15 protein-coding genes are annotated in these 20,952 nt (G+C 73.4%); 7 read left to right on the top strand and 8 right to left on the bottom strand.

Annotated features, from left to right (window positions below):
- Positions 1-3 precede the first annotated feature (3 nt).
- Together ACIBST_RS08260 and ACIBST_RS08255 are read left to right on the top strand one after the other, a co-directional pair.
- Positions 4-1,152, top strand: coding sequence for a thiolase domain-containing protein (locus ACIBST_RS08260; protein WP_397170135.1), 1,149 nt, complete (start codon positions 4-6; stop codon positions 1,150-1,152).
- Positions 1,152-2,738 carry an acyl-CoA synthetase gene (locus ACIBST_RS08255; protein WP_397170133.1) on the top strand — a complete coding sequence of 529 codons (1,587 nt, stop codon included), beginning with the start codon at positions 1,152-1,154 and terminating at the stop codon, positions 2,736-2,738. Before ACIBST_RS08260 ends, ACIBST_RS08255 begins: the two co-directional genes overlap by 1 nt.
- 132 nt (positions 2,739-2,870) lie before the next feature.
- On the opposite strand, the gene ACIBST_RS08250 is transcribed toward ACIBST_RS08255, so the two are convergent.
- The 3 genes from ACIBST_RS08250 to ACIBST_RS08240 form a co-directional block, all read right to left on the bottom strand.
- Entirely contained in the window at positions 2,871-9,353 is a 6,483-nt protein-coding gene (locus ACIBST_RS08250) for a hypothetical protein (protein WP_397170131.1), read from the bottom strand.
- An 83-nt stretch (positions 9,354-9,436) separates the two neighbouring features.
- The gene (locus ACIBST_RS08245; protein ID WP_397170129.1) at positions 9,437-10,066 is read right to left on the bottom strand and encodes a LysE family translocator; all 630 of its coding nucleotides are present in this window, start codon (positions 10,064-10,066) and stop codon (positions 9,437-9,439) included.
- Between the two features lie 96 nt (positions 10,067-10,162).
- A complete protein-coding gene (locus ACIBST_RS08240; protein WP_397170127.1) occupies positions 10,163-11,044 on the bottom strand; it encodes a LysR family transcriptional regulator in 882 nt (293 codons plus the stop codon).
- Positions 11,045-11,161: 117 nt separating this feature from the next.
- Here ACIBST_RS08240 and ACIBST_RS08235 point away from each other — a divergent pair, with 117 nt between their 5' ends.
- Complete coding sequence (locus tag ACIBST_RS08235; protein WP_397170715.1) at positions 11,162-11,683, top strand: cysteine dioxygenase; 522 nt, start codon at positions 11,162-11,164, stop codon at positions 11,681-11,683.
- A gap of 82 nt (positions 11,684-11,765) precedes the next feature.
- On the opposite strand, the gene ACIBST_RS08230 is transcribed toward ACIBST_RS08235, so the two are convergent.
- The 4 genes from ACIBST_RS08230 to ACIBST_RS08215 are packed head-to-tail and all read right to left on the bottom strand — an operon-like array spanning position 11,766 to position 15,876.
- A complete protein-coding gene (locus tag ACIBST_RS08230; RefSeq protein WP_397170125.1) occupies positions 11,766-12,332 on the bottom strand; it encodes a TetR/AcrR family transcriptional regulator in 567 nt (188 codons plus the stop codon).
- Positions 12,329-14,605, bottom strand: coding sequence for a YhgE/Pip family protein (locus ACIBST_RS08225; protein ID WP_397170123.1), 2,277 nt, complete (start codon positions 14,603-14,605; stop codon positions 12,329-12,331). The genes ACIBST_RS08230 and ACIBST_RS08225 overlap by 4 nt, the downstream gene beginning before the upstream one ends.
- Complete coding sequence (locus ACIBST_RS08220) at positions 14,605-15,174, bottom strand: ATP-binding cassette domain-containing protein (RefSeq protein WP_397170122.1); 570 nt, start codon at positions 15,172-15,174, stop codon at positions 14,605-14,607. The genes ACIBST_RS08225 and ACIBST_RS08220 overlap by 1 nt, the downstream gene beginning before the upstream one ends.
- Positions 15,175-15,231: 57 nt before the next feature.
- A complete protein-coding gene (locus tag ACIBST_RS08215; protein ID WP_397170120.1) occupies positions 15,232-15,876 on the bottom strand; it encodes an alpha/beta fold hydrolase in 645 nt (214 codons plus the stop codon).
- A 94-nt stretch (positions 15,877-15,970) separates the two neighbouring features.
- Between ACIBST_RS08215 and ACIBST_RS08210 the strand changes: the two genes are divergently transcribed.
- Both ACIBST_RS08210 and ACIBST_RS08205 read left to right on the top strand, forming a co-directional pair.
- The gene (locus ACIBST_RS08210; protein ID WP_397170118.1) at positions 15,971-16,471 is read left to right on the top strand and encodes an ArsR family transcriptional regulator; all 501 of its coding nucleotides are present in this window, start codon (positions 15,971-15,973) and stop codon (positions 16,469-16,471) included.
- Positions 16,472-16,481: 10 nt separating this feature from the next.
- Positions 16,482-16,706 (top strand): hypothetical protein, encoded by a 225-nt coding sequence (locus tag ACIBST_RS08205; protein WP_397170117.1) that lies wholly within the window; start codon positions 16,482-16,484, stop codon positions 16,704-16,706.
- A 101-nt stretch (positions 16,707-16,807) separates the two neighbouring features.
- Here the strand turns inward: ACIBST_RS08205 and ACIBST_RS08200 are convergent, their stop codons facing one another.
- Positions 16,808-18,163, bottom strand: coding sequence for a M20/M25/M40 family metallo-hydrolase (locus tag ACIBST_RS08200; protein ID WP_397170115.1), 1,356 nt, complete (start codon positions 18,161-18,163; stop codon positions 16,808-16,810).
- Between the two features lie 231 nt (positions 18,164-18,394).
- Here ACIBST_RS08200 and ACIBST_RS08195 point away from each other — a divergent pair, with 231 nt between their 5' ends.
- Complete coding sequence (locus ACIBST_RS08195; protein ID WP_397170113.1) at positions 18,395-19,777, top strand: aspartate aminotransferase family protein; 1,383 nt, start codon at positions 18,395-18,397, stop codon at positions 19,775-19,777.
- A 52-nt stretch (positions 19,778-19,829) separates the two neighbouring features.
- Positions 19,830-20,939, top strand: a complete 1,110-nt coding sequence (gene ald, locus ACIBST_RS08190; protein ID WP_358282942.1) for an alanine dehydrogenase — start codon at positions 19,830-19,832, stop codon at positions 20,937-20,939.
- The last annotated feature ends 13 nt before the right edge of the window (positions 20,940-20,952 follow it).

Here is a 20,952-nt window from a genome sequence, read left to right as displayed (position 1 = left end):
ATCATGGGCAATCGCTGCGCGGTGATCGGGGTCGGGCAGACGCACTACACCACCAAGCGCAGGGACGTCTCCATCGCGGGCCTGGTCCGTGAGGCGGCGCTGCGGGCCCTGGAGGACGCCGGGCTGACGTTCAAGGACATCGACGCCGTCGTGGTGGGCAAGGCGCCCGACCTGTTCGAGGGCGTGATGATGCCCGAGGCGTACCTGGCCGACGCGCTCGGCGCGGCGGGCAAGCCGATGATGCGGGTGCACACCGCCGGCAGCGTCGGCGGCTCGACGGCGCTGGTCGGCGCGAGCCTGATCCAGGGCGGCGTGCACGAGCGGGTGCTCGTGGTGGCCTTCGAGAAGCAGTCGGAGTCCAACGCCACCTGGGCGCTGTCCACGCACCTGCCCTTCAGCGCGTCGCTCGTGGTCGGCGCGGGCGGCTACTTCGCGCCGCACATCCGCGAGTACATGCGCAGGTCCGGCGCGCCCGGCCACATCGGCACGCTGGTCGCCGTCAAGGACCGGCTCAACGCCCTGAAGAACCCCTACGCCCACCTGCGGATCCCCGGCATCGACCAGAAGATGGTCGAGTCCACGCCGATGCTCTGGGAGCCGATCCGCTACCTGGAGACCTGCCCGTCCAGCGACGGCGCGTGCGCGATGGTCCTGGCCGCCGAGCACAAGGTCACCGGCACCCCCGCCTGGGTGCACGGCGCCGCCATGCGCTCGGAGCCCATCTTCCGGGCCGGCCGCGACACCGTCAGCCCTCAGGGCGGCAAGGACTGCGCCGCCGACGTCTACCGCCAGGCCGGCGTCACCGACCCGCGCCGCGAGATCGACGTGGCCGAGGTGTACGTGCCCTTCTCCTGGTACGAGCCGATGTGGCTGGAGAACCTCGGTTTCGCGGCGGAGGGCGAGGGCTGGAAGCTGACCGAGTCCGGCGCCACGGCCCTCGACGGCGACATCCCGTGGAACGCCTCCGGCGGCGTGCTGTCGAGCAACCCGATCGGGGCCTCGGGGCTGATCAGGTTCGCCGAGGCCGCGCTCCAGGTGCGCGGCCAGGCCGGCGACCACCAGGTGGACGGCGCCCGCACGGCGCTCGGCCACGCCTACGGCGGCGGAGCCCAGTTCTTCGCGATGTGGATCGTCGGACGGGAGAGACCCTGATGGAGTTCAACCACGCGGACCTGTTCGAAGCACTCGCCGACGCGATCGGGGACCGCACCGCCGTCGTCTGCGGCGACCGGCGGCGCACCTACGCCGAGCTGGACGCCGAGGCCAACCGGCTCGCCCACTACCTCGCCGGCCTGGGCGTGCGGCCGGGCCAGCACGTCGGGCTGCACCTGTACAACGGCGTGGAGTACCTGGCCGGGCTGCTGGCCGCGCTCAAGATCCGGGCCGTGCCGATCAACGTCAACTACCGGTACGTCGAGGCCGAGCTGCTCTACCTCTACCAGGACGCCGACCTGCGCGCGCTGGTCTACGACGTCGAGTTCGACCCCCGGGTGGCCGCCGTCGCGCACCAGGCGCCGCTGCTGGACCACCTGATCGCGGTCGGCGGCGAGTCGTCGATCGCCTCGGCGGTGCCGTACGAGGCGGCGCTGGAGCGCGGCGATCCGGGCCGCGGCTTCGAGCCGCGCACCGGCCAGGACGTCTACATCATCTACACCGGCGGCACCACCGGCATGCCCAAGGGCGCGATGTGGCACGTCGAGGACCTGTTCATGGCCTTCGGCGGCGGCAACCCGTACGGCGACCCGCGCACCACCCCGCAGGAGGTCATAGACGAGGCCGTCAAGGCCAACCCCGTGATCATGATGGCCACCTCGCCGCTCATGCACGGCGCCGCGCAGATGGCCACCTTCATCAGCTGGTGGGCGGGCGGGACCATGGTGCTCGTCCCCAAGTTCGACGCCGACGAGGTGTGGCGGGCGGTCGAGCGCGAGCGCGTGCTCACCATGAGCATCACGGGCGACGCCATGGCCAGACCGCTGGCCGAGGCGCTGGAGACGGGCACGTACGACCTGTCGTCGCTGTTCGTCGTCAGCTCGACCGGCGCGATCCTCAGCGGCGCGGTCCGCGACCGGCTCCAGGGCCTGCTGCCCGATGTCATGATCGTGGACAGCTTCGGCTCGACGGAGTCCGGCTACACCGCCTCCGCCCTGCCCGGCTCCACCCCCGAGACCGGGCTGCGCTACCAGCCCAACCCGTCGGCCAGGATCAGCGTCCTGGACGAGCGGGGACGTCCCGTTCCGCCGGGTTCGGGGCAGATGGGGACGGTGGCCAGGTCCGGGCGGGTGGCGTTCGGCTACTACAACGACCCGGACAAGTCGGCGCGCACGTTCGTCACCGACCCCGACGGCACCCGCTGGCTGCTCACCGGCGACCTGGCGACCGTGGACGCCGACGGCACCGTGCACGTGTTCGGGCGCGGCTCGCAGTGCATCAACACCGGCGGCGAGAAGGTCTTCCCCGAGGAGGTCGAGGCCGTGCTCAAGGGCCATCCCGGGGTGTTCGACGCGGTGGTGACCGGTGTGCCGGACGACCGGTGGGGGAGCAGGGTGGCGGCCGTGGTCGAGCCGCGTCCCGGCGTCGAGGTGACCGCCGCCGAGCTGGACGCGCACTGCCGGGCGTCGTTGTCGGGGTACAAGGTGCCGCGTTCGTACGCGTTCGTGAAGGAGATGGTCCGCTCGCCCGCCGGCAAGGCCGACTACCGCTGGGCCCGACAAACCGCCGAATCCGCCACCACCTGACCACCCGCGACTCACCGCCTGCCCAGGGCGCCTTCTCCGGGCCCGCGCCCTTCTCCGGGCGTCCCTCTCTGCGCGGGCCGCGCCTTCCGGCCGGTCGGCGTCGTCGCTCGTGGGCTCCGGCCGCGCGTGGGGCTAGGTCGTGCGTAGTTCGGCCTCCACCTGGGCTGCTTCCTCGCGTCTGCCGGACTTCTCCAGCAGGCGCAGGCGGCCGCGCAGCACGTCGCGCAGCAGCTCGGCGAGCTCGCCGTTCGCGGTGGTGCCGCCGGTGGCCAGGAGGCCGCGTAGCAGCCCGTGGGCGACCCGGAGGGCGGTGTCGGCCGCGTCGTCCCTGCCCAGCTCCTGCTGGCAGAAGCCGAGCCGGGCGTGGGCGACGGCGGCGGCCGGCTCGTCGTCGATGACCTGGGTACCGCGATGGAAGACCAGGCTCGCCTCCAGCGCCCGGCCCGACTCCATCAGCGCGTCGCCCAGCATGAGCATGGCGCGGGACAGGATGCCGCCGAGCAGGGGGTTCGCGGGGGCGTGGCGTTCGAGCACGGCGACGGCCTCGCGCAGCGGCCCCACCGCCGCCGCCGGCTGCTCGCGCAGCCGGAGCGCGGCGGCCAGCGTCAGCCCGGCCCCCGCCCGGCTGACGTGCAGCGCCTCGGCGTTCATGCCCGTGGTCAGCAGCTCGTCGTAGATCGCGATGGCCTCGCGGGCCCGCTGCTCGGCCTCCGCCGCCGCGCCGGGCCGCAGCAGGGGCAGCAGCTCCGAGCTCTGCGCCAGCGAATCGGCCAGGATCGCCCGGTACGTCACCTCGCCCGGCGACCGCCTGGCCAGCCGGATCAGCTCCTCGGCCAGCGCGCCCGCCTCCCGCGCCTCGCCCAGCATCATGTGGCACCTGACCAGGCGCTGGGTGGCCAGGGCATGCCTGAGCGTGCGCGGCGGCAGCCCGGTGACGGCGATCCTGGCGTACTCGGCGGCCTCCTCGGGACGCCCGGCGGCCAGCAGGTCGTCGGCGACCGTCCCGGCCACCTCGGCCGCCGCCGCCGGCCGGGCGAGCCGGACGTGCAGCCGCATGGCCTCCACCAGGTGGGCCAGCGCCTCCTGCGTCCGGCCGGACGCGCGCAGCACCTGCCCGCGCACCTGGATCGCCTGCGCGCGCACGCCGAGCAGCCCGGCCTCGCCGCCCCGCGCCTCCGCGGCGCGTTCCTGCTCGGCCAGCGACCAGGTCACCGCCTCCAGCGCGGCCTGCGGCCGGTCGAGGGCGGCCAGAGCGGCACCGAGCTGGGCGTACGTGACGGCGGCGACGGCGGGCTCGTCCAGCTCGTCGCAGAGGTCGGCGGCGCGTTCGGAGTGGGCCAGCGCCTCCACCGGCCGACCGGCCTCCAACAGCCTGATCGCGTACCTGTTCAGCGTGTCGGCCAGCGCCCTCCCGTCCTCGGACAGCAGGTCCACGGCCTGCTCAAGGACGGCCAGGTCGGCGTCGCCGAGCGCGGCCAGCGCCAGTCCCAGGGAATGCCGGTGGCCGGCGTCGCGGGCGGCCAGCCCCTTGAGGACGCGTACGGCCGGAGCCGCCGTCGCGCCGCTCAGCATGAGGCAGTGGCCGAACCGCTCGTGGAGCTGCGGGTTCTCGCTGACCGGAGCCTCGCGTTCCAGGGCCTCGGCGAACGACGTCAGCAGCGGCAGCAGCCTGGCGGCCGTCCTGGGGTTGGCCGTGCGCAGGTGGGCGGACAGCTCGTCCACGGCCGTGGTGAGCACGTCGGGGTGGGGTAGCGGGCGTACCCGGAGGATCTGGGCGTACAAGTCGGTTCCGGCGGACGGGCCGTGGCCGGTCACGCGGAGCCGGGCCAGCCGGGCCAGCGCTCGCACGTGCACGCCGGCCAGGTCCCGGGTGAGCGGGCCCTCCTCCTCGGCCATCAGGGCGACGCCCTTGGCCAGCTCGGCGGCGGCGAGGTCGCGTTCGTCCAGGTCGGCGTGGCACAGGCCGCTGAGCTCCAGGCAGGTGGCGGTGAGCAGACGGGTGCGCTCGGGCGGCTCGGGCACGAGGATGTCCAGCGCGCGGGTGACCGATTGGAGCGCCCCTGCCACGTTCCCGGCGTCCAGCCGCAGGCCCGCGTGCAGACGCAGCGCCCCCGCGAGCACGACCGGGGACTCCAGCCGCTCGGCCACCAGCCCCTCGCACACCGCGACCAGCCGCTCCGCCTCGCCGTCGGCGGCCTCCAGGCGGCCCGTGGCCTCCAGCGCCACGACCTCCAGGACCAGCAGCTTGGCCAGCTCCTGCTGGACCACGAAACTGACCTCAGCCTGCGGCCCGCACGCCCCAACGGCACCCCGCAGATAAGGCACCGCCTCCCCATACCTCCCCAACCCCACTAATGCACGCCCAACCGCACCCACAACGGCCCCACCCACAACCACCCCACCCAACATCCCCCCACCAACCGCACCCCCTTCCCCACCCGCGCCCCCCTCGGCCTCGCTGCCTGCGCTGCCCACGCCCGAGCCTGCCCCGCCCGAGCTGGCCCCGTCCGAGTCCGCCCCGCCCGCGCCGTCGGCGCCCGCCCTCGCGCCACCTGTGCCGGGCGCGTCATTTCCGTCACCGGGGTGGTCAGGGGCCGCGTGGCGTCGTAGCAGGCCGGTGGCCTGGGTTGCGAGGAGGAGCGCGTCGCGGGCGCGTCCGGTTTCGGCCCAGGCGCGTGCCAGCGCTGCCTGGGCGGCGGCGTACGCTTGCACCCGCCCGACTTGCAGGCCGTTGGCGGTTTGCGGATGGTTCGCGTTCTGCCGCCTGTCCGCGGTGTGCGGACTGTTCGCGGGCGGCGGTCCGGTGTGGGCTTGCGGGTTCACCAAGACCCCAGGGCCACCCGCGACCTCAGGGCCACCCGCGACCCCAAGGCCACCCGCGACCTCAGGGCCGCCCATGACCCCATCGCCGCCCACGACCTCAGGGACGGTCATGACCTGTGGGGCTTCCAGGGCCGCATGGCCGGTGGTGAATGCAGGGCTGTCCGAGGGTTCCAGGGCGGCGCGGCGTTCGAGCAGGGTTCGTTCGGCTCTGGCGACGTCGGGTGGTGGGGTGATGAGGGTGGTCATCCAGGGTTGTTCGGGTTCTCCGGCAGGGGTGAGGGCGGTGGTCGAGTCCTGCCAGGCTTGGATCTCCTCACGATGTCGCCGGTAGGACGCGTCTTCGGTGCTCAGGGCGTCGTACAGGGCGGCGGCTGCCTCCAGGTGGGATCGGGCGTCGGCGGGACGGCCGAGGTCGGCCAGGCAGAGGGCGAGCAGGTGTCTGGAGCGGGCCTTGGTGGCCGTGGGCCGCTCGTCCAGGTCGGAGGCGAGGATCGCGGCGTCCTGGAGCGGGTCGAGCGCCTCGCGGGGGCGCGCGTCGGTCAGCAGCAGTTCGCCCAGGTCGAGGAGCTGGACGGTGAGGGCCGGGCGGTGCCGGTCGGGTTCGAGGGCGACCAGCGAGCGCAGGTTCCGCACCGCCTCGGCGGCGAACCGCTCGGCCGGATCCAGGTCGTCGAGCTTGCGATGGAGTCCGGCCAGCAGGGCCGCGGCCTCGGCCAGCATCAGCCGCAGGCCCGGCTCCTCGTCCGCCAGGCCGCGCAGCCGTACGACGGCCTCCGCGGCGGGTGCGACGGCCTCAGCCGCCCTGCCATGTTCTCCGAGCCATCCGGCCAGCAGGCACAACCGCTCGGCCAGATCCCTGTCGGTCGGCGCCGCGCCCGACACGGCGGCGGTGGCCGCGACGGCAAGACAGGCGGCCAACTCGGGCAACGCCTCGGGTTCGGGGCCGGTGTCGGCGAGGGCGAATGGCGGAACAGGCGCGGGCACCCGCCTGACGACACCCGGCATGGCAGGCGGTCCGGCGTCGGGCGCGGGGATTTGGCCAGTGGTGGGCGCGGGGGCTTGGCTGGTGGTGGGGGTGGTGGGGGTGGGGGGCTGGGGTAGGGAAGCGGGGGTGGTGGGGAAGGGGGTTGTTCTGAGGATGTCGGTCAGGGCTGCGGCGACCTCGCCGGCACCGCCCGCCGCCGCGAACGCCTCCACCGCCTCGGCCGTCCGCCCCGAGTCCAGCAGCGCGCACGCCAGGTTGTGGTACGCCTGCCCGGCCCGTCCCGCGTACCGGGGGTCGTCCTCGGACAGGATGCGGAACCGGGTCGCCGCCTCCTGGGCGGGACGCAGCGCGCTGCCGGACTCGCCCGCGAGCAGCAGGCACGCCCCCAGGACGAACAGCGCCTCCGCCTGACCGGCCGCCTCCTCGTACGGGGGAGCGGCCGCGAAGATCTCCACTGCCTCGGCGGCGGCCACCACCGCCTCACCCACCCGGCCCACGGCCGACAACCGGGACGACAGCCGGGCCAGCGCCCCCGCCAGCGCGGTCCGCCTGCCGCCCGCACGGAAATGCCGTACGGACAACTCGGCCAGCGTCACTTCAAGGGCCCGCAAACCGAGCGGCGGCCCAGCCAGAAAGGGACCCCATGAATCCGCCCGGGAATCCACCGGCGCATCGGCCTGCGCACCCACCTGTGCACCCGCCTGCGCACCCAGTTGCGGCGCGAACGGCAGCGCGGCCACCGCCGCGGTCGTCGCCCGGTCGGCCGGCAGGCGCGTGAGCGCGGCGTTGAGCAGGTCGCCGAGCCGGGTGGCGGGGTTCGCCGCCGCCTCCGCCACCAGCGCCCCGATCCTGGACGTCACCAGCGAACGCAGCGCCCGCTCCACCTCCGCCCGCTCCGCGCCCAGGCGGAGCACGTCGAGCAGGCGGGCCAGGTGCCCGGCCGTCCGCCGCTCGTGGTCGTGCACGGCCAGGACCAGCGCGTCCAGGCCCTCGGTCTCGGCGAGCGCCTGCTCGGCCACCAGGTCAGGCCCGAGCGGGCACAGCCGGTCCACGCCGGGGAAGACGCGTCCCAGCCAGTCGGCGACGACCGCCGCGGCCTGCGGATCGCCGTGCAGGGCGGGCACGGCCGACAGCAGGCCGGGCAGCTCGGCGGGGGTGGGGGCGGTGAGCGTGAGCAGGGCGACGGACTGCCGGGCGGTGGTGTCGTCCACGGGGGCGCGGCCGGCGGGCCAGACGGTGGCCCACTGGTCGCGTTCGCGGTCGAGGAAGCGGCTGAGCAGCTCCTCGCCGACGGTCACCACCGCGCGCGTCCTGGTCCCGCTCCGGCCGCCGGGACGGAAGGCGTTCCAGGACGTCCCGGGGCGGGGCTCGGGGGCCGTCCGGTAGGGCGGGGCGCCGAGCCCGCCGCCGGGCAGGGCGTCCGGGACGGCGGGCGCGGGCAGCACCTCCGTCTCGCCGCCGCGCAGCCGCAGCAGGGCCGCCAGGTGGACGCGGAGCGGCAGGCCGTACTCGGGGTCGTCCAGGCGCGGGGGCGTGGGGAGCGCGGCCCGGCTCGGCGCGAACGCCTTCATCGCCGTGAACGCGTGCTCGGTGCGCTCGTTCAGGGTGAGCGGATGCTGGTTGAGCTGCACGGTCGTGGTGTTGAGCCGGCGCAGCCAGCTGCCCGCCGCCGTGTCCAGCCGCCGCCACCACTCGGCCTCGCCGGGCTCGCGGGCCAGCAGCAGCACCCGTACGCGGGGGTTGTGCCCGTGCTTGGCCAGCCGCCGTACCAGCTCGCCCACCAGCGGAGCGGACGGCTCCGGCGACTCCACGACCACCAGCGAGGGCCGCATCGCCTCCAGCGACACCGCCGCGCGCCCGGACAGGGCGGCGAGCGCGGCGTCCAGGGCCAGGAAACCGGCGTCCCAGCCCGCTTCCCGCAGTTCCTCGCACAGCTCCCCGGCCAGCCGGGTACGGCCCGTGCCGCTGCGCCCGGTCACCACCGCGACCGACAGCGCGGCCGGCTCCCCGGCCCAGGCCCGCAGGGCGACGAGCTGCCCGTCCCGCCCGGAGTACGGCACGACGGCGTGCCGCGGCAGCAGCAGCCGCCAGTCCGGGCAGTCGGACGGCAACGGCTCGCGCGCCGGCAGCAGCAGCCCGGACAGGACCACCCTCCCGTCACCGGCGGAAACGCTCTCCAGCGGGCCCGGCGCCACCCCGGTCAGCTCGCGGAACCGGTCGTCGCCCAGCAGCACGCCCACCGGCACCGCGTCGAGCCGCCCCCGGGCGTGCCCGGCGGCCGAGGCCGTGACGACGGCGGCGACCTGCCCGGCGGGCTCGGCCAGCAGCGCGGCCCCGGTCAGGCCCGCCCACACCTGCATGGGAGGCGGTGGGCCGGTCACGTCCATGCCGAGCGTCCGCGACGCCGGGCCCGTGGGGGCGCAGGCGGCTCCGGACAGCACCCGGACGTCCCTGAACCCCGACCGCCGCCACGCCTGCGGGAAGCCCATGGCCAGGCACGGCACCCGTTCCCCGGACAAGGCGGCCCACCGGACGTGCCCGATGCCCGGCACGTCGGCCCAGGGCGGTCCGGGCACCCGCAGCAGCACCGCGCCGTGCCCGCGCCAGACCTGCTCGGCCGCCGTCCACCGGGACGACCACGGCGGACGCACCTGGCAGGGCGCGCCGGGGTCCACGACGAGGGACGCGGTCAGCACGAGATCCGTGCCGATCACATGGCCGGTCCCGGTCACGCCGACCACGTCGTCGTGACCCGAGTAGACCTCGACGACTCGTTCGAGGCCGAGGCGGTGCGGTGGCGCGTCCATGGGTCCGCCTAGCTGCTACGTCCCGGCTTTTGTCCCCCGATCGATCTCACTATCGCATTAAGAGCGGGAAATTTCGCGGCTTGTCATGCCTTCTCGGCTGTGAGCCACGCGGCCAGCCCGAGGTACACCAGGCCGCTGCCCACGTCGAGCCGCCGCCGGGCCCGTACGGACCCGCGCAGCCGTCCGGCCAGCGCCGACGACAGCAGCGCGTACATGCCGTCGCTGACCATCCCCAGCACCAGCCACAACCCGCCGAGCAGGAGGATCTGCGGCCCCACCGGCCCCGCCGACGGGTCGGTGAACGGCGGCAGGAACGCCAGGAAGAACACGGCCGTCTTCGGGTTGAGCACGTTGACCACGAACCCCTCCCAGAACAGCCGCCGCGTGGACTGCACCTTCAGCTCGACGACCTCCTCGGGCTCGCCGTCGCGCTTCATCAGCTTGCGCAGGCCGAGCCAGAGCAGGTACGCCACGCTCACGTACTTGACGATCGTGAAGGCGGTCGCCGAGGCCGCGATCAGCGCACTGATGCCGACGGCCGCCGCGCCGATGTGCACCAGCGAGCCGGCGTGCACGCCCAGCACCGAGACGAACCCGGCGGACCGTCCCTGGGAGACGCTGCGGGTGACGATGTAGAGCACCGCGGGGCCGGGAACCAGGAGCAGCCCCAGCGTGACCCCGCAGAACAGCGCGATATGCGTGATGTCCGGCATGTGCTCATCGTAAGGACGCCGTCAACGACTTTCCCTCGTGTGTCCGGCGCCAGGGCGGCGTCAACGGCTTTCCCTCCTGTGCCCGTCAGGACGCCGTCAACGGCTTTCCGCGGTGGGCGGCAGGCTCGCGCCGAGCGCTTCGAGGAGGGCGCCGGTGGCCGGCGGGTGCGGCGGGTCGCCGTAGACGGCGGCGTAGACGTGCCGGGTGGAGCCGGGCACCTGGGTCGCCGCGACGTCGGGGTTGCGGTGGGCGCTGAGCGCCAGGCCGGGCAGCACGGTCAGGCCCATGCCGGCCGCCACGAGCGCCTGCACGGCCACGATGTCGTCGCTGGTGAAGGAGATGCGCGGCTCGAACCCGGCCTTGGCGCAGATGTCGAGCAGATGGCTGCGGCAGCGGTCGCAGCCGGCGATCCAGGGGGATCCGGCGTGGTCGGCCAGCTCGCCGCCCGGCTCGGGGGAGACCAGGTAGCTGGGGTCGTCGAGGAGGTGGATCAGGTGCAGGCCGGCGTCCTCGGGGGCGGTGTCGTCGTACCGGAACATGACGGCGACGTCGACCCGGCCCGCGCGCAGCAGCCTGAGGGCCTCGGGCGGCTCGGTCTCGGTGAGCTCCAGCCGCAGCCCGGGATGGGCGGCCGACAGGCGGCGGACGGCGGACGGGATGAACGTGCCGAGCGCCGACGGGAAGGCGGCCAGCCGGACGCGGCCCTCGCGCAGGCCCACGTGGGCGGCCAGCTCCTCGGCGGTGGCGTCGATCCGGCCGATGATGTCGGCGGCGCGGTCGGCCAGCAGCCGGCCCGCCTCCGTCAGCCGGATGCCGCGCCCCACCCGCTGGACGAGCTTGGCGCCGGTCTCGGCCTCCAGCCGGGCCAGATGGTGGCTGATGGACGGCTGGGAATAGTGGAGCTCCTTGGCGGCCGCGGTGAGCGACCCCTTGCGGGCCACCGCGACGAGGACGCGGAGCCGGGCGACGTCGAGCATTCATCAATCGTATCTATCAATAGGCCAGAAGACTTCTGTTGGACCTATCGATCGCCATGGGCCACCGTAGAGAGGGAGGACAAATCGCCGCATTTTCCCTAGGGGGACACCGTGAACATGGTCGCGACCACCACCAGGCCAGGGCTCGACGTTCTGGTGTCCGGCATCTCCGAGATCGTGGCCAGGAAGCTCGGCGCCCGCCAGACCGCGTTCACCGTCGCCGATCTGCTGCGCGACCGGCTGCCCGGCATGGACATCCTCACGCCCGAGGAACGCCTCGGCACGCCCGACCGCTACGCCTCCCACCTGCTGCACGCCCAGGACGAGTTCTCGATCGTGGCCGTCGTGTGGCGTCCCGGCCAGTACACGGTGATCCACGACCACGTGTCCTGGTGTACGTTCGGCATCCTCAGCGGCGTCGAGCACGAGACGCTCTACCGCGACATGGGCGACCACCTGATGGAGATCGGACGCGCCGACAACCGTCCGGGCGAGGTCAGCGGCTTCGCCCCGCCCGGCGACATCCACATGGTGCTCAACACCAGCGACGAGGTCGGGGTGTCGCTGCACGTGTACGGGGCCGACGTCGGCAAGCTCGGCAGCAGCGTGCGCCGCGTCTACGAGCTGCCGGTGCGCTGAGCCCGCCGCACCTGATTCCGCCGCACCTGATTCCGCCTCGCCTGATTCCGCCTCGCCTGAGCCCGCCTCGCCTGAGCGCGCCTCACCTGAGGCGGCCGTGGAGCAGCTCGACCAGGGTCTGGTGGGTCTGCTCGATCGGCCGCTCGGGATAGAGGGCCCGGCGTTCGATGGCGACCGTCAGAACCATGCCGAACAGGGCGGTCGCCGCCGTCTCCACGTCGAGGTCGGCGCGGATCTCGCCGCTCGCCGCCGCCCTGCGCAGCACGCCCGCGTACACGCCGAGCGCGCTCTCGCGCAGCCGCGCCACCGCCTCCTGCCAGGCGGTGCGCCACATCTCGGCCAGCAGCACCCGGGCGAACGGGCCGTGCTCCTCGAAGAAGCGCAGCTGGCCGAGCACGACCGAGTCGAGGGCGGCCACCCCGCTCTCGCCGGTGTCGGCGGCGGCCAGCGCGCCCGCCAGCCGCTCGATCGAGTGCTCCAGCAGCGCGGAGAACAGGCCCTCCTTGCTGCCGAAGTTGTAGAACACGGTGCCCTTGGCCACCCCGGCGCGCTCGGCGATCGCGTCGACCGTGGTGGCCGCGTAGCCCTGCTCGGCGATCAGCTCGACCGCCGCCGTGAACACCTTCGCCCGGGTGTCCTGCCTGCTCACAGCGACAGCTCGGGGTGCAGGCGCTTCATGGACCAGACGCGGCCCCGCTCCACCGCGAGGGTGGTCAGCGCGAGCCCGAGCACGAGGAATGCGGACAGCACGCCGCAAGCCTGCCACACCACGGTCAGATCGCCGCCACTGATCAGTCTGCGCAGCGCCGAGACGACCCAGCTCATCGGCAGCCACGGCGAGATCGTCTGGAAGAACCCGGGCGAGGTCTCGATCGGGTACGTCCCCGCCGCCGAGGTGAGCTGGAGCATCAGCAGCGCCAGCCCCACCACCCGGCCGGGCGGCCCGAGCAGCGCGTTGACCGCCTGCACCACCGCCAGGAACGCGGCCGCCGCCAGCAGCAGCAGCCCGATCACCCCGAGCCAGTGGGCCGCCTCCAGGCCGAGGGCGAACCGCAGCACCGCCGCCAGCACGCCGACCTGGGCCGCGCCCAGCGCCACCGCCGGCAGCCAGCCGGCCAGCGCGATGCGCACCGCGCCCTGCGTCCCGGCCAGCCGCCGCTGGTTCAGCGGCTTGAGCACCATGAACGTGATCATCGCGCCCACCCACAGCGCCAGCGGCAGGAAGAACGGCGCGAAGCCGGTGCCGTAGTTGGGGACCTCGTTGTCGACCGTCTTGGCCAGCCGCACCGGGTCGCTCATCACGTCGGCGCGGGCGGCCCGCTGCTGGGCGTCGTAGTCGGGGATCTTCTCCGCGCCCTCGCCGAGCCCGCCCGCCAGGTCCTTCGAGCCCTTGGCGAGCTGGTCCATGCCCTTGTCCACCTGGCCGGCGCCGTCGTGCAGCCGGCCGACCCCGGTGCGCAGGGTGCTCGCGCCGTCGCTCAGCTTGACCAGCCCGCCGCCGAGCTGCCCGAGGCCGCTGGTGACCTGGGCCGAGCCGTCGTGCAGCTTGGTCGCGCCCTGGTAGAGGGCGCCCGCGCCGGTGCCGGCCTTGGCCAGGCTCGCGTCCACGGTCGCCGCGCCCGCGGCCAGCTTGGACAGGCCGTCGTCCAGGGCGTTCACCTGGGTCCTGACCTGGTCGACCTTGGGGCCGATCTGCGGGGCCACGGCCGCGATCTTCCTGGCGTTCCTGGCCAGCTCGCGGGCCTGGGCGGACAGGGCGGAGGCGCCGCCCGTGCGGGCCGCGCCGCCGGTGCCCGCCGAGCCGGCCTGCTCGGCGGCGCGTTCTGCGGCGTTCGCCGCGCTGCGCAGCAGGGAGCGCACCTCGGGGTCGGCGTCCGCGCCGAGGCGGTCGAGGGCGGCCTGGGCCTGGGAGGCGGCCTCGCGGGCGCTGCCCGCCGCGCGGGTCGCGCCGGCGCCCGTGCCGGAGCCCGTCCCGGAGCCGTCCGCCAGCCGGTCGGCGGCCTCGGCCACCTGCTCGGCGGCGTCGGCGACCTTCGGGCCCCACTCGTTCAGCACCGGCACGTACTTGTCGGCGAGCTGGTTGACCGCGCGCGTCTGGGTGTGGACCTGGTCGGCCGCCTTCCGGGTGCCCTTCCGCAGCTCGGAGGTGCCCTCGCTGCGGAGCTTGCGCAGGCCGTCGCGCAGCTCGCCGATGGCCTGCTGCGCCTTGCCGATGCCGCCGGTGACCTGGGCCGAGCCGTTGCGCAGCTTGCCGGTGGCGGTGTTGGCGCTGTTCAGGCCGACGGAGAGCTGCCGGGCTCCGTTCTCGGCGGTGCCGAGGCCGGAGTTGAGCCGGGAGACGCCGTCGCCGGCCTTGACCGCGCCGTCGTGCAGCTTGCCGGCGCCGTCGGCGGCCTCGGTGGTGGCGTCGTGGATGTCGCCGATCGAGACGAAGACCTTGTCGAAGTAGTCGTGGATGGCCGTGCGCTCGGCGGCGGCGCGCACCTCGTTGAAGACCGCGTCGGAGATGCTGCCGACGATGTAGCTGCGGCCGGTGTCCACGCGCAGGCCGAGCTGGGCGGGGGTGGGGGTCGTCGTGTCGTCGGAGGGGGAGGCCAGGCGGGCGCTGAAGTCGGCGGGCACGGTGAGCGACAGGTAGTAGCTGCCGTCGGCGACCCCGTCGGCCGCCTGCCGGGGCGTGGCCTCGTGCCAGGCGAACGTCTTGCGCTCGCGCAGCTCGTCGGCCAGATCCTGGCCCGCGTGCAGGGTCTTGCCGTCGACCGTGGCCGGGCGGTCCTCCATGACCAGCGCGACGGGGACCCGGTCGAGGTTGCCCTGGGGGTCCCAGAACGACCACAGGTACAGTCCGGCGTACAGCAGCGGCAGCACGATCACCGCCGCCAGCGCAGCCCGGGTCAACCGGGACCGCAGCATGCCCTTCATCACAGCTCCACGAGGTGGTCGTAGCGGGCGGGCGGGCGCACGCAGCTCGCGACCACGGCCGTGCCGAGGCCGGCGCCGAGGTCGCGCAGGAGGTCCCAGAGCTCCTGTACGCGGTCGTCGGGCAGGCCCGCGTCCACGTTGTCGGCGAGGATCACCGCGGGCTCGTCCAGCAGGGCCAGGGCGACGCCGAGGCGCACCTGCTGCTCGCGGTCCAGCTCGCTCACCGGCGTCGTGTCCGGCGCCGCGAGCCCCGCCCGCTTCAGGACTTCCTGGTACGGCTTGCGCCTGCGCTCGCGCAGGTGCTCCTTGACCGTCAGCGCTCTGTCGAGATCGGTCACGCCGTCGACCAGCGCGAGCGCCGCCGCCTTGCGGATGGCCCGCGGCCTGGTGTGCCCGGCGACGGAGAGCGTGCCCGTCGTCGGCTTCATCCGCCCGGCCAGCGTGAGCAGCAGGCTCGTACGCCCGCTGCCCGCCGGCCCGGCGACCGCCGTGAGCGTGCCGGGGCCCGCCTTCAGCGAGACCGCCGGGAACACCCCCTCGATCGACAAGCCCTCCGCGACGATCACCACAACCCCATCTCTTGAACTGACTGGTCAGTACAAAAGATTACCTCGTGATGCGGTGCGTCACACTGTGAGATACGCCTCGAACCGCTCGGCCAGCTCCTTCGGGCGCGACAGCATGACCATGTGACTGCCCCCGATCTCGTCGGGCATGACACCGAGCCGCTCCCGGACCACGCGCCGCATGAACTCGGGCGGGAAGAACCGGTCGTCCCGGCAGAGCAGGAACCGCGTCGGCACGTCGGGCCACGCCGCGCCCGGCCACGGCTCGACGGACGACTTCTCCGCCTGCGGACGCCCCCGAGACAGCTCCTCCTCCGCCAGCTCCTCCGGGACGTCGTGCATGAACTGCGCGACCGTGTCCAGGTCGTCGGCGCCCCGGTAGCCGGTGTTGGCCCACCAGTCGCCCGGCGGCTCGCCCGGGGCCGGGATCATGGCCGTGACCAGCACGATCAGCTTGACGGGCAGGCGGTCGCAGACCAGCGGGGCGACGAAGCCGCCCCACGAGTGGGCCACCACGACCAGCTCGTCCGCCTCGCCGACGGCCCGCGCCACCGTGTCGGCGTAGTCGGCCAGGCCGGCCGACTCGTCCTCGATCGGCAGGTCGACGGCCACCGTGCGGTGGTCCCGGGCGCGCAGCTCGGCCTCGACCAGGTGCCAGTCCCAGGCGGAGCTGCCGCCGCCGTGGATCAGCGCGAACGTCGCCATCCGCCTCACCCCCGCGCCGTCGTGCCGGAAACGCCCCGCGATGCCTCGCTCATGGTTCCTGCTCCCTCGTCGTGTCCCTGTTCCTGGACGCAGTATGGCGACCGCCTGCGACAGAAAAATCTCGCAGCTCGCCGAGCAGGTGGACGAGGCGGTCTCCCTGGTCAGCTATCACCTGCGCAAGCTGGCCTCGCACGGCCTGATCGAGGAGACGCAGGGCGGCCGGGGCGACGCCCGGGAGCGCTGGTGGCGGACGTCGGCGGAGAGCTTCTCCACCCGCAACTCCGACTTCCGCGACAGCCCCGAGGGCGTCGTGGTCCACCAGACCCTGTCCCGCCTGCACGCCCGCCAGCTCGCCGAGATGTACGACGGCTACCTCGACGCGCAGTGGGCCTGGAGCGAAGCCTGGCAGGACTCGTCCTTCGGGTCGGAGTTCCTGCTGTCGCTGACCGCGGAGGAGTTGCGCGGCCTCAGGCAGGAGATCGACGACGTGGTCGTGAAGTGGACGGCCCGCGGCAAGGCGGCCGGCGAGGCGGGTGACACCGAGGGCCGCGAGAACGTGGCCGTGCACCTGTACGGGTTCCCGTTCACGACGTGAGGAGAGCAGGATGAATCCCGACTTATACCTACTTGTCGAGCGAGTACGCGGACAAGAACTACGCGCCGCCGCCCAGGCCCACCACAGAACCGACCGGCCACGCCGGACGGCCCCGGGGACGCTCGCCCGCGCCTGGGAACGGCGGCTGGGCTGGGCCCTGGTGGAGACCGGCCTGCGCCTGGTCTGCCGCGGCACGGCCAGGCACCCGTCGCGCCTGGCCGACCACCACGCCTGACGCGGCCCCTCCTGGCGGCTGCCGCGGAACGTCGTGCGGCCGGCCGGGAAGGGCGACGCGACTCCCCGCCCGCGGCGAGCGGGCGGGCAAGGGGACGGGGCTCAGACGCCGAGCGCCGACGGCAGGCTGAGCTCCTGGAGGAACAGCGCCTCGGCGGTGGCCACCCGGCGCAGCTCGTCGAGGTCGACCCGCTCGTTGGGGGCGTGGATGGCGGCGTCCTCGTCCTCGGCGCCGAACAGCAGGATCTCGGCCGCCGGGTACTGCTTGAGCAGGGTGTTCACCAGCGGGATCGACCCGCCCGCGCCCACGTCGCGCGGCGGGCGGCCGAACGCGCGCTCCATCGCCCGGTTGAGCGCCGACCGCGCCTTGCCGCCGGAGTCGGCCTGGAAGCCGGACCCGACGGTGAAGTCGTCGAACGACACCTGCACGCCCCACGGCGCCACCTGGCGCAGGAACTCCACCACGGCGTTGACCGTGGTCTTCGGGTCGCCGGACGGAGGCACCCGGACGGTCACCCGGGCCCGCGCCGCCGGCTGGACCGCGTTCACCGCGCCCGACACGGTCGGCACGTCGAGGCCGGTGACGGTGATGGCGTACGAGGCCCACAGCCGGTCGGCCAGCGAGCCGGAGCCGACCAGCGAGACGCCGTCCGCCACGCCGGCGGTCTTCCTGAACTCCTCCTCCGAGGGCCCCTGGCCGAGGAAGCTGCCGCGCGGCAGGCCGGGCACCCGGATGTCGCCGTTCTCGTCGTGCAGCGCGGTCAGCATGCGCATGAGGGCGGCCAGCGCGTCGGGCGCGGCGCCGCCGAACGAGCCGCTGTGCACGGCCTCGCGCAGCGTGCGCACCTCGATGGTGAAGGCCGCCATGCCGCGCAGCGACGTGGTGACCGCCGGGTCGCCGACGCGCGGGTTGCCGGTGTCGGCGACCACGATGGCGTCGGCCCGCAGCAGCTCGGGGTTGCGCTCGACGAAGGCCTCCAGGCGCTCGCCCGCGTACTCCTCCTGGCCCTCGATGATGACCTTGATGCCCACCGGGAACCGGCCCTGGAAGGCGCGCAGCGCGGCGATGTGGGAGATGATGCCCGACTTGTCGTCGGCGCAGCCGCGGCCGTACAGCTTGCCGTCGATCAGGGTGGGCTCGAACGGCGGCGTGCGCCAGGCGGCCAGGTCGCCGGCGGGCTGCACGTCGTAGTGCGCGTACAGCAGGACGGTGGGCGCGCCGGGAGGGGGCGGGGCCTCGCCGTAGATCGCGGGGAAGCTGCCTTCGACGGCGACCTGCTGGACGTGCGGCAGGCCCGCCGAGCGCACGAGCTCCTCCGTCACCGCCGCGGCGGCGAGGACCGGCTCCTCCGGGTGCCCGGGGAAGGCCACGGAGGGGATGGCGGCGAGCCGCTTGAGCTCCTCGATGGCTCGGGGCATCGCGGCGGCGACGGCGCTCTCGATCTGGTCAGGAGTCACGGGACGGTCCCCCGGGGGTCGTTCTCGGCAGTTTGGTCTCATTGGATCACAGAAGGTTCCACAGTATGGAAACGGGCATGACCCGCGCGTTAATCTACCTGCGGATTTCGTTGCTGTTACACAACGGTTCTGCGGATCTCGATTTTCTTGCATAGTGCTGCGACCGATTCGCTTGGCAAACCGCAGGTGAAGATGCACACTGTGGAGAGTTCGACACGAGGGAAGATAACCATGACGCAGCCGGAAAACGACGTCCTGAAGGCCGCGCAGGACAACCTGTGGTTGCACTTCACGAGGCACAGCGCCTACCAGGAGAACGAGATCCCGACCATCGTGCGCGGTGAGGGGTCCTACATCTACGACATTCACGGCAAGCGTTACCTCGACGGCCTGGCCGGGCTGTTCGTCGTCCAGGTCGGGCACGGGCGTGGCGAGCTGGCCGAGGCCGCCGCCAAGCAGGCGCAGGAGCTGGCCTTCTTCCCGTTGTGGTCCTACGCGCACCCCAAGGCGGCCGAGCTGGCCGCCCGCCTGGCCGAGCAGGCGCCGGGCGAGCTGAACCGGGTCTTCTTCACCACCGGCGGCGGCGAGGCCGTCGAGACCGCGTGGAAGCTGGCCAAGCAGTACTACAAGCTCGTCGGCAAGCCGCTCAAGCACAAGGTCATCAGCCGCCAGATCGCCTACCACGGCACCCCGCAGGGCGCCCTGTCGATCACCGGCATCCCGGCGTTCAAGCAGATGTTCGAGCCCCTCGTGCCCGGTTCGGTGCGCGTCCCGAACACGAACTACTACCGCGCCGACGAGATCAGCGGCGTCCCCGGCATGTCGCCGGAGCAGTACGGCATCTGGGCGGCCGACCGCGTGGCCCGCGCCATCGAGATGGAGGGCCCCGACACGGTGGCCGCCGTCTTCGCCGAGCCCGTCCAGAACGCCGGCGGCTGCTTCCCGCCGCCCCCCGGCTACTTCCAGCGCCTGCGCGAGATCTGCGACGAGTACGACGTGCTGCTCGTCTCCGACGAGGTCATCTGCGCCTTCGGCCGCCTCGGCACCATGTTCGGCGGCCAGAAGTTCGACTACGTGCCCGACATCATCACCTGCGCCAAGGGCCTGACCAGTGGCTACTCGCCCATCGGCGCCATGATCGCGCACGAGCGGCTGTTCGAGCCGTTCAAGCAGGGCGACAACATGTTCGCCCACGGCTACACCTTCGGCGGCCACCCCGTGTCGGCCGCCGTGGCCCTCGCCAACCTCGACATCTTCGAGCGCGAGGACCTGCTCGGCCACGTCACCAAGAACGAGCCCCTCTTCCAGGCCGCCCTCGACGACCTGCGCGACCTGCCGATCGTCGGCGACGTGCGGGGCTCGGGCTACTTCTGGGGCATCGAGCTGGTCAAGGACAAGGCCACCAAGGAGACGTTCAACGCCGAGGAGTCCGAGCGGTTGCTGCGCGGATTCCTGTCCAAGGCGCTGTTCGACGCCGGACTCTACTGCCGGGCGGACGACCGCGGCGACCCCGTGATCCAGCTCGCGCCCCCGCTGATCGCGGGGCAGAGGGAGTTCGACGAGATCGGATCCATCCTGCGGGGTGTGCTCTCGGAAGCGTGGGCGCGCCTCTAACACCCTCCCCACCCGGTACGACGAAGTGCCGGTCTCCGAAAGGATCCCTACGATGAAGATCGGCGTCCCTGCCGAGGTCAAGAACCACGAATACCGTGTGGCGGTCACCCCCGCCGGTGTTCACGAGCTGGTGCGGAACGGTCACGACGTCACCGTCCAGCGGGGTGCCGGCCTCGGCTCACACATCACCGACGAGGAGTACCTCGCCGCGGGCGCGAAGATCCTCGACAACGCCGACGCCGTCTGGGCCGGGGCGGACATGGTCCTGAAGGTCAAGGAGCCCATCGCGGAGGAGTACCACCGCCTGCGCGAGGGCCTGGTGCTGTTCACCTACCTGCACCTGGCCGCCTCCCGCCCGTGCACCGACGCCCTGCTCGCCGCCAGGACGACCGGCATCGCGTACGAGACCGTGCAGGTCGGCCACACGCTGCCGCTGCTCGCCCCGATGTCGGAGGTCGCGGGCCGGCTCGCGCCGCAGGTGGGCGCCTACAACCTCATGCGGTTCAACGGCGGCCGGGGCGTGCTGCCCGGCGGGGTGCCCGGCGTGGCCCCGGCCAAGGTCGTCGTCATCGGCGGCGGCGTGTCGGGCCTCAACGCGGCGCAGATCGCCGTCGGCATGGGCGCGGACGTGACCGTGCTCGACACCAACATCGACCGGCTCCGCCAGATCGACGCCATCTACCAGGGCCGGCTCAAGACCCTCGTGTCCACCTCGTACGCGATCGAGCGCGAGGTCCTGCAGGCCGACCTGGTCATCGGCGCGGTGCTGATCCCCGGCGCCAAGGCCCCGACGCTGGTCTCCAACGACCTGGTCGCGCGGATGAAGCCGGGCTCGGTGCTCGTGGACATCGCCATCGACCAGGGCGGCTGCTTCGAGGACTCGCGGCCGACCACGCACGCCGAGCCGACGTACACGGTGCACGGGTCGATCTTCTACTGCGTGGCCAACATGCCCGGCTCGGTGGCCAACACCTCCACCTACGCCCTGACCAACGCGACGCTCCCGTACGCGGTCAAGCTGGCCAACCTGGGCTGGCGCGACGCGCTGAAGGCCGACCAGGGCCTGGCGGGCGGGCTGAACACCCACGACGGCCTGCTCACCAACGAGCCGGTCGCCCAGGCGCTGGGGCTGCCGTACACGCCGGTCGCCGACGTTCTCTGATTCTCCTCCAGGG

Origin of the sequence: Nonomuraea sp. NPDC049684 (assembly GCF_044465345.1) — a bacterium.
Lineage (GTDB): Bacteria > Actinomycetota > Actinomycetes > Streptosporangiales > Streptosporangiaceae > Nonomuraea.
This window is presented reverse-complemented; position numbering and strand designations above follow the sequence as displayed.

Coding starts and splice junctions, on each gene's coding strand:
- ACIBST_RS08260 (WP_397170135.1), top strand. CDS start 4: ATGGGCAATCGCTGCGCGGTGATCGGGGTCGGGCAGACGCACTACACC.
- ACIBST_RS08255 (WP_397170133.1), top strand. CDS start 1,152: ATGGAGTTCAACCACGCGGACCTGTTCGAAGCACTCGCCGACGCGATC.
- ACIBST_RS08250 (WP_397170131.1), bottom strand. CDS start 9,353: ATGGACGCGCCACCGCACCGCCTCGGCCTCGAACGAGTCGTCGAGGTC.
- ACIBST_RS08245 (WP_397170129.1), bottom strand. CDS start 10,066: ATGCCGGACATCACGCATATCGCGCTGTTCTGCGGGGTCACGCTGGGG.
- ACIBST_RS08240 (WP_397170127.1), bottom strand. CDS start 11,044: ATGCTCGACGTCGCCCGGCTCCGCGTCCTCGTCGCGGTGGCCCGCAAG.
- ACIBST_RS08235 (WP_397170715.1), top strand. CDS start 11,162: ATGGTCGCGACCACCACCAGGCCAGGGCTCGACGTTCTGGTGTCCGGC.
- ACIBST_RS08225 (WP_397170123.1), bottom strand. CDS start 14,605: ATGAAGGGCATGCTGCGGTCCCGGTTGACCCGGGCTGCGCTGGCGGCG.
- ACIBST_RS08215 (WP_397170120.1), bottom strand. CDS start 15,876: ATGGCGACGTTCGCGCTGATCCACGGCGGCGGCAGCTCCGCCTGGGAC.
- ACIBST_RS08210 (WP_397170118.1), top strand. CDS start 15,971: ATGGCGACCGCCTGCGACAGAAAAATCTCGCAGCTCGCCGAGCAGGTG.
- ACIBST_RS08205 (WP_397170117.1), top strand. CDS start 16,482: ATGAATCCCGACTTATACCTACTTGTCGAGCGAGTACGCGGACAAGAA.
- ACIBST_RS08195 (WP_397170113.1), top strand. CDS start 18,395: ATGACGCAGCCGGAAAACGACGTCCTGAAGGCCGCGCAGGACAACCTG.
- ald (WP_358282942.1), top strand. CDS start 19,830: ATGAAGATCGGCGTCCCTGCCGAGGTCAAGAACCACGAATACCGTGTG.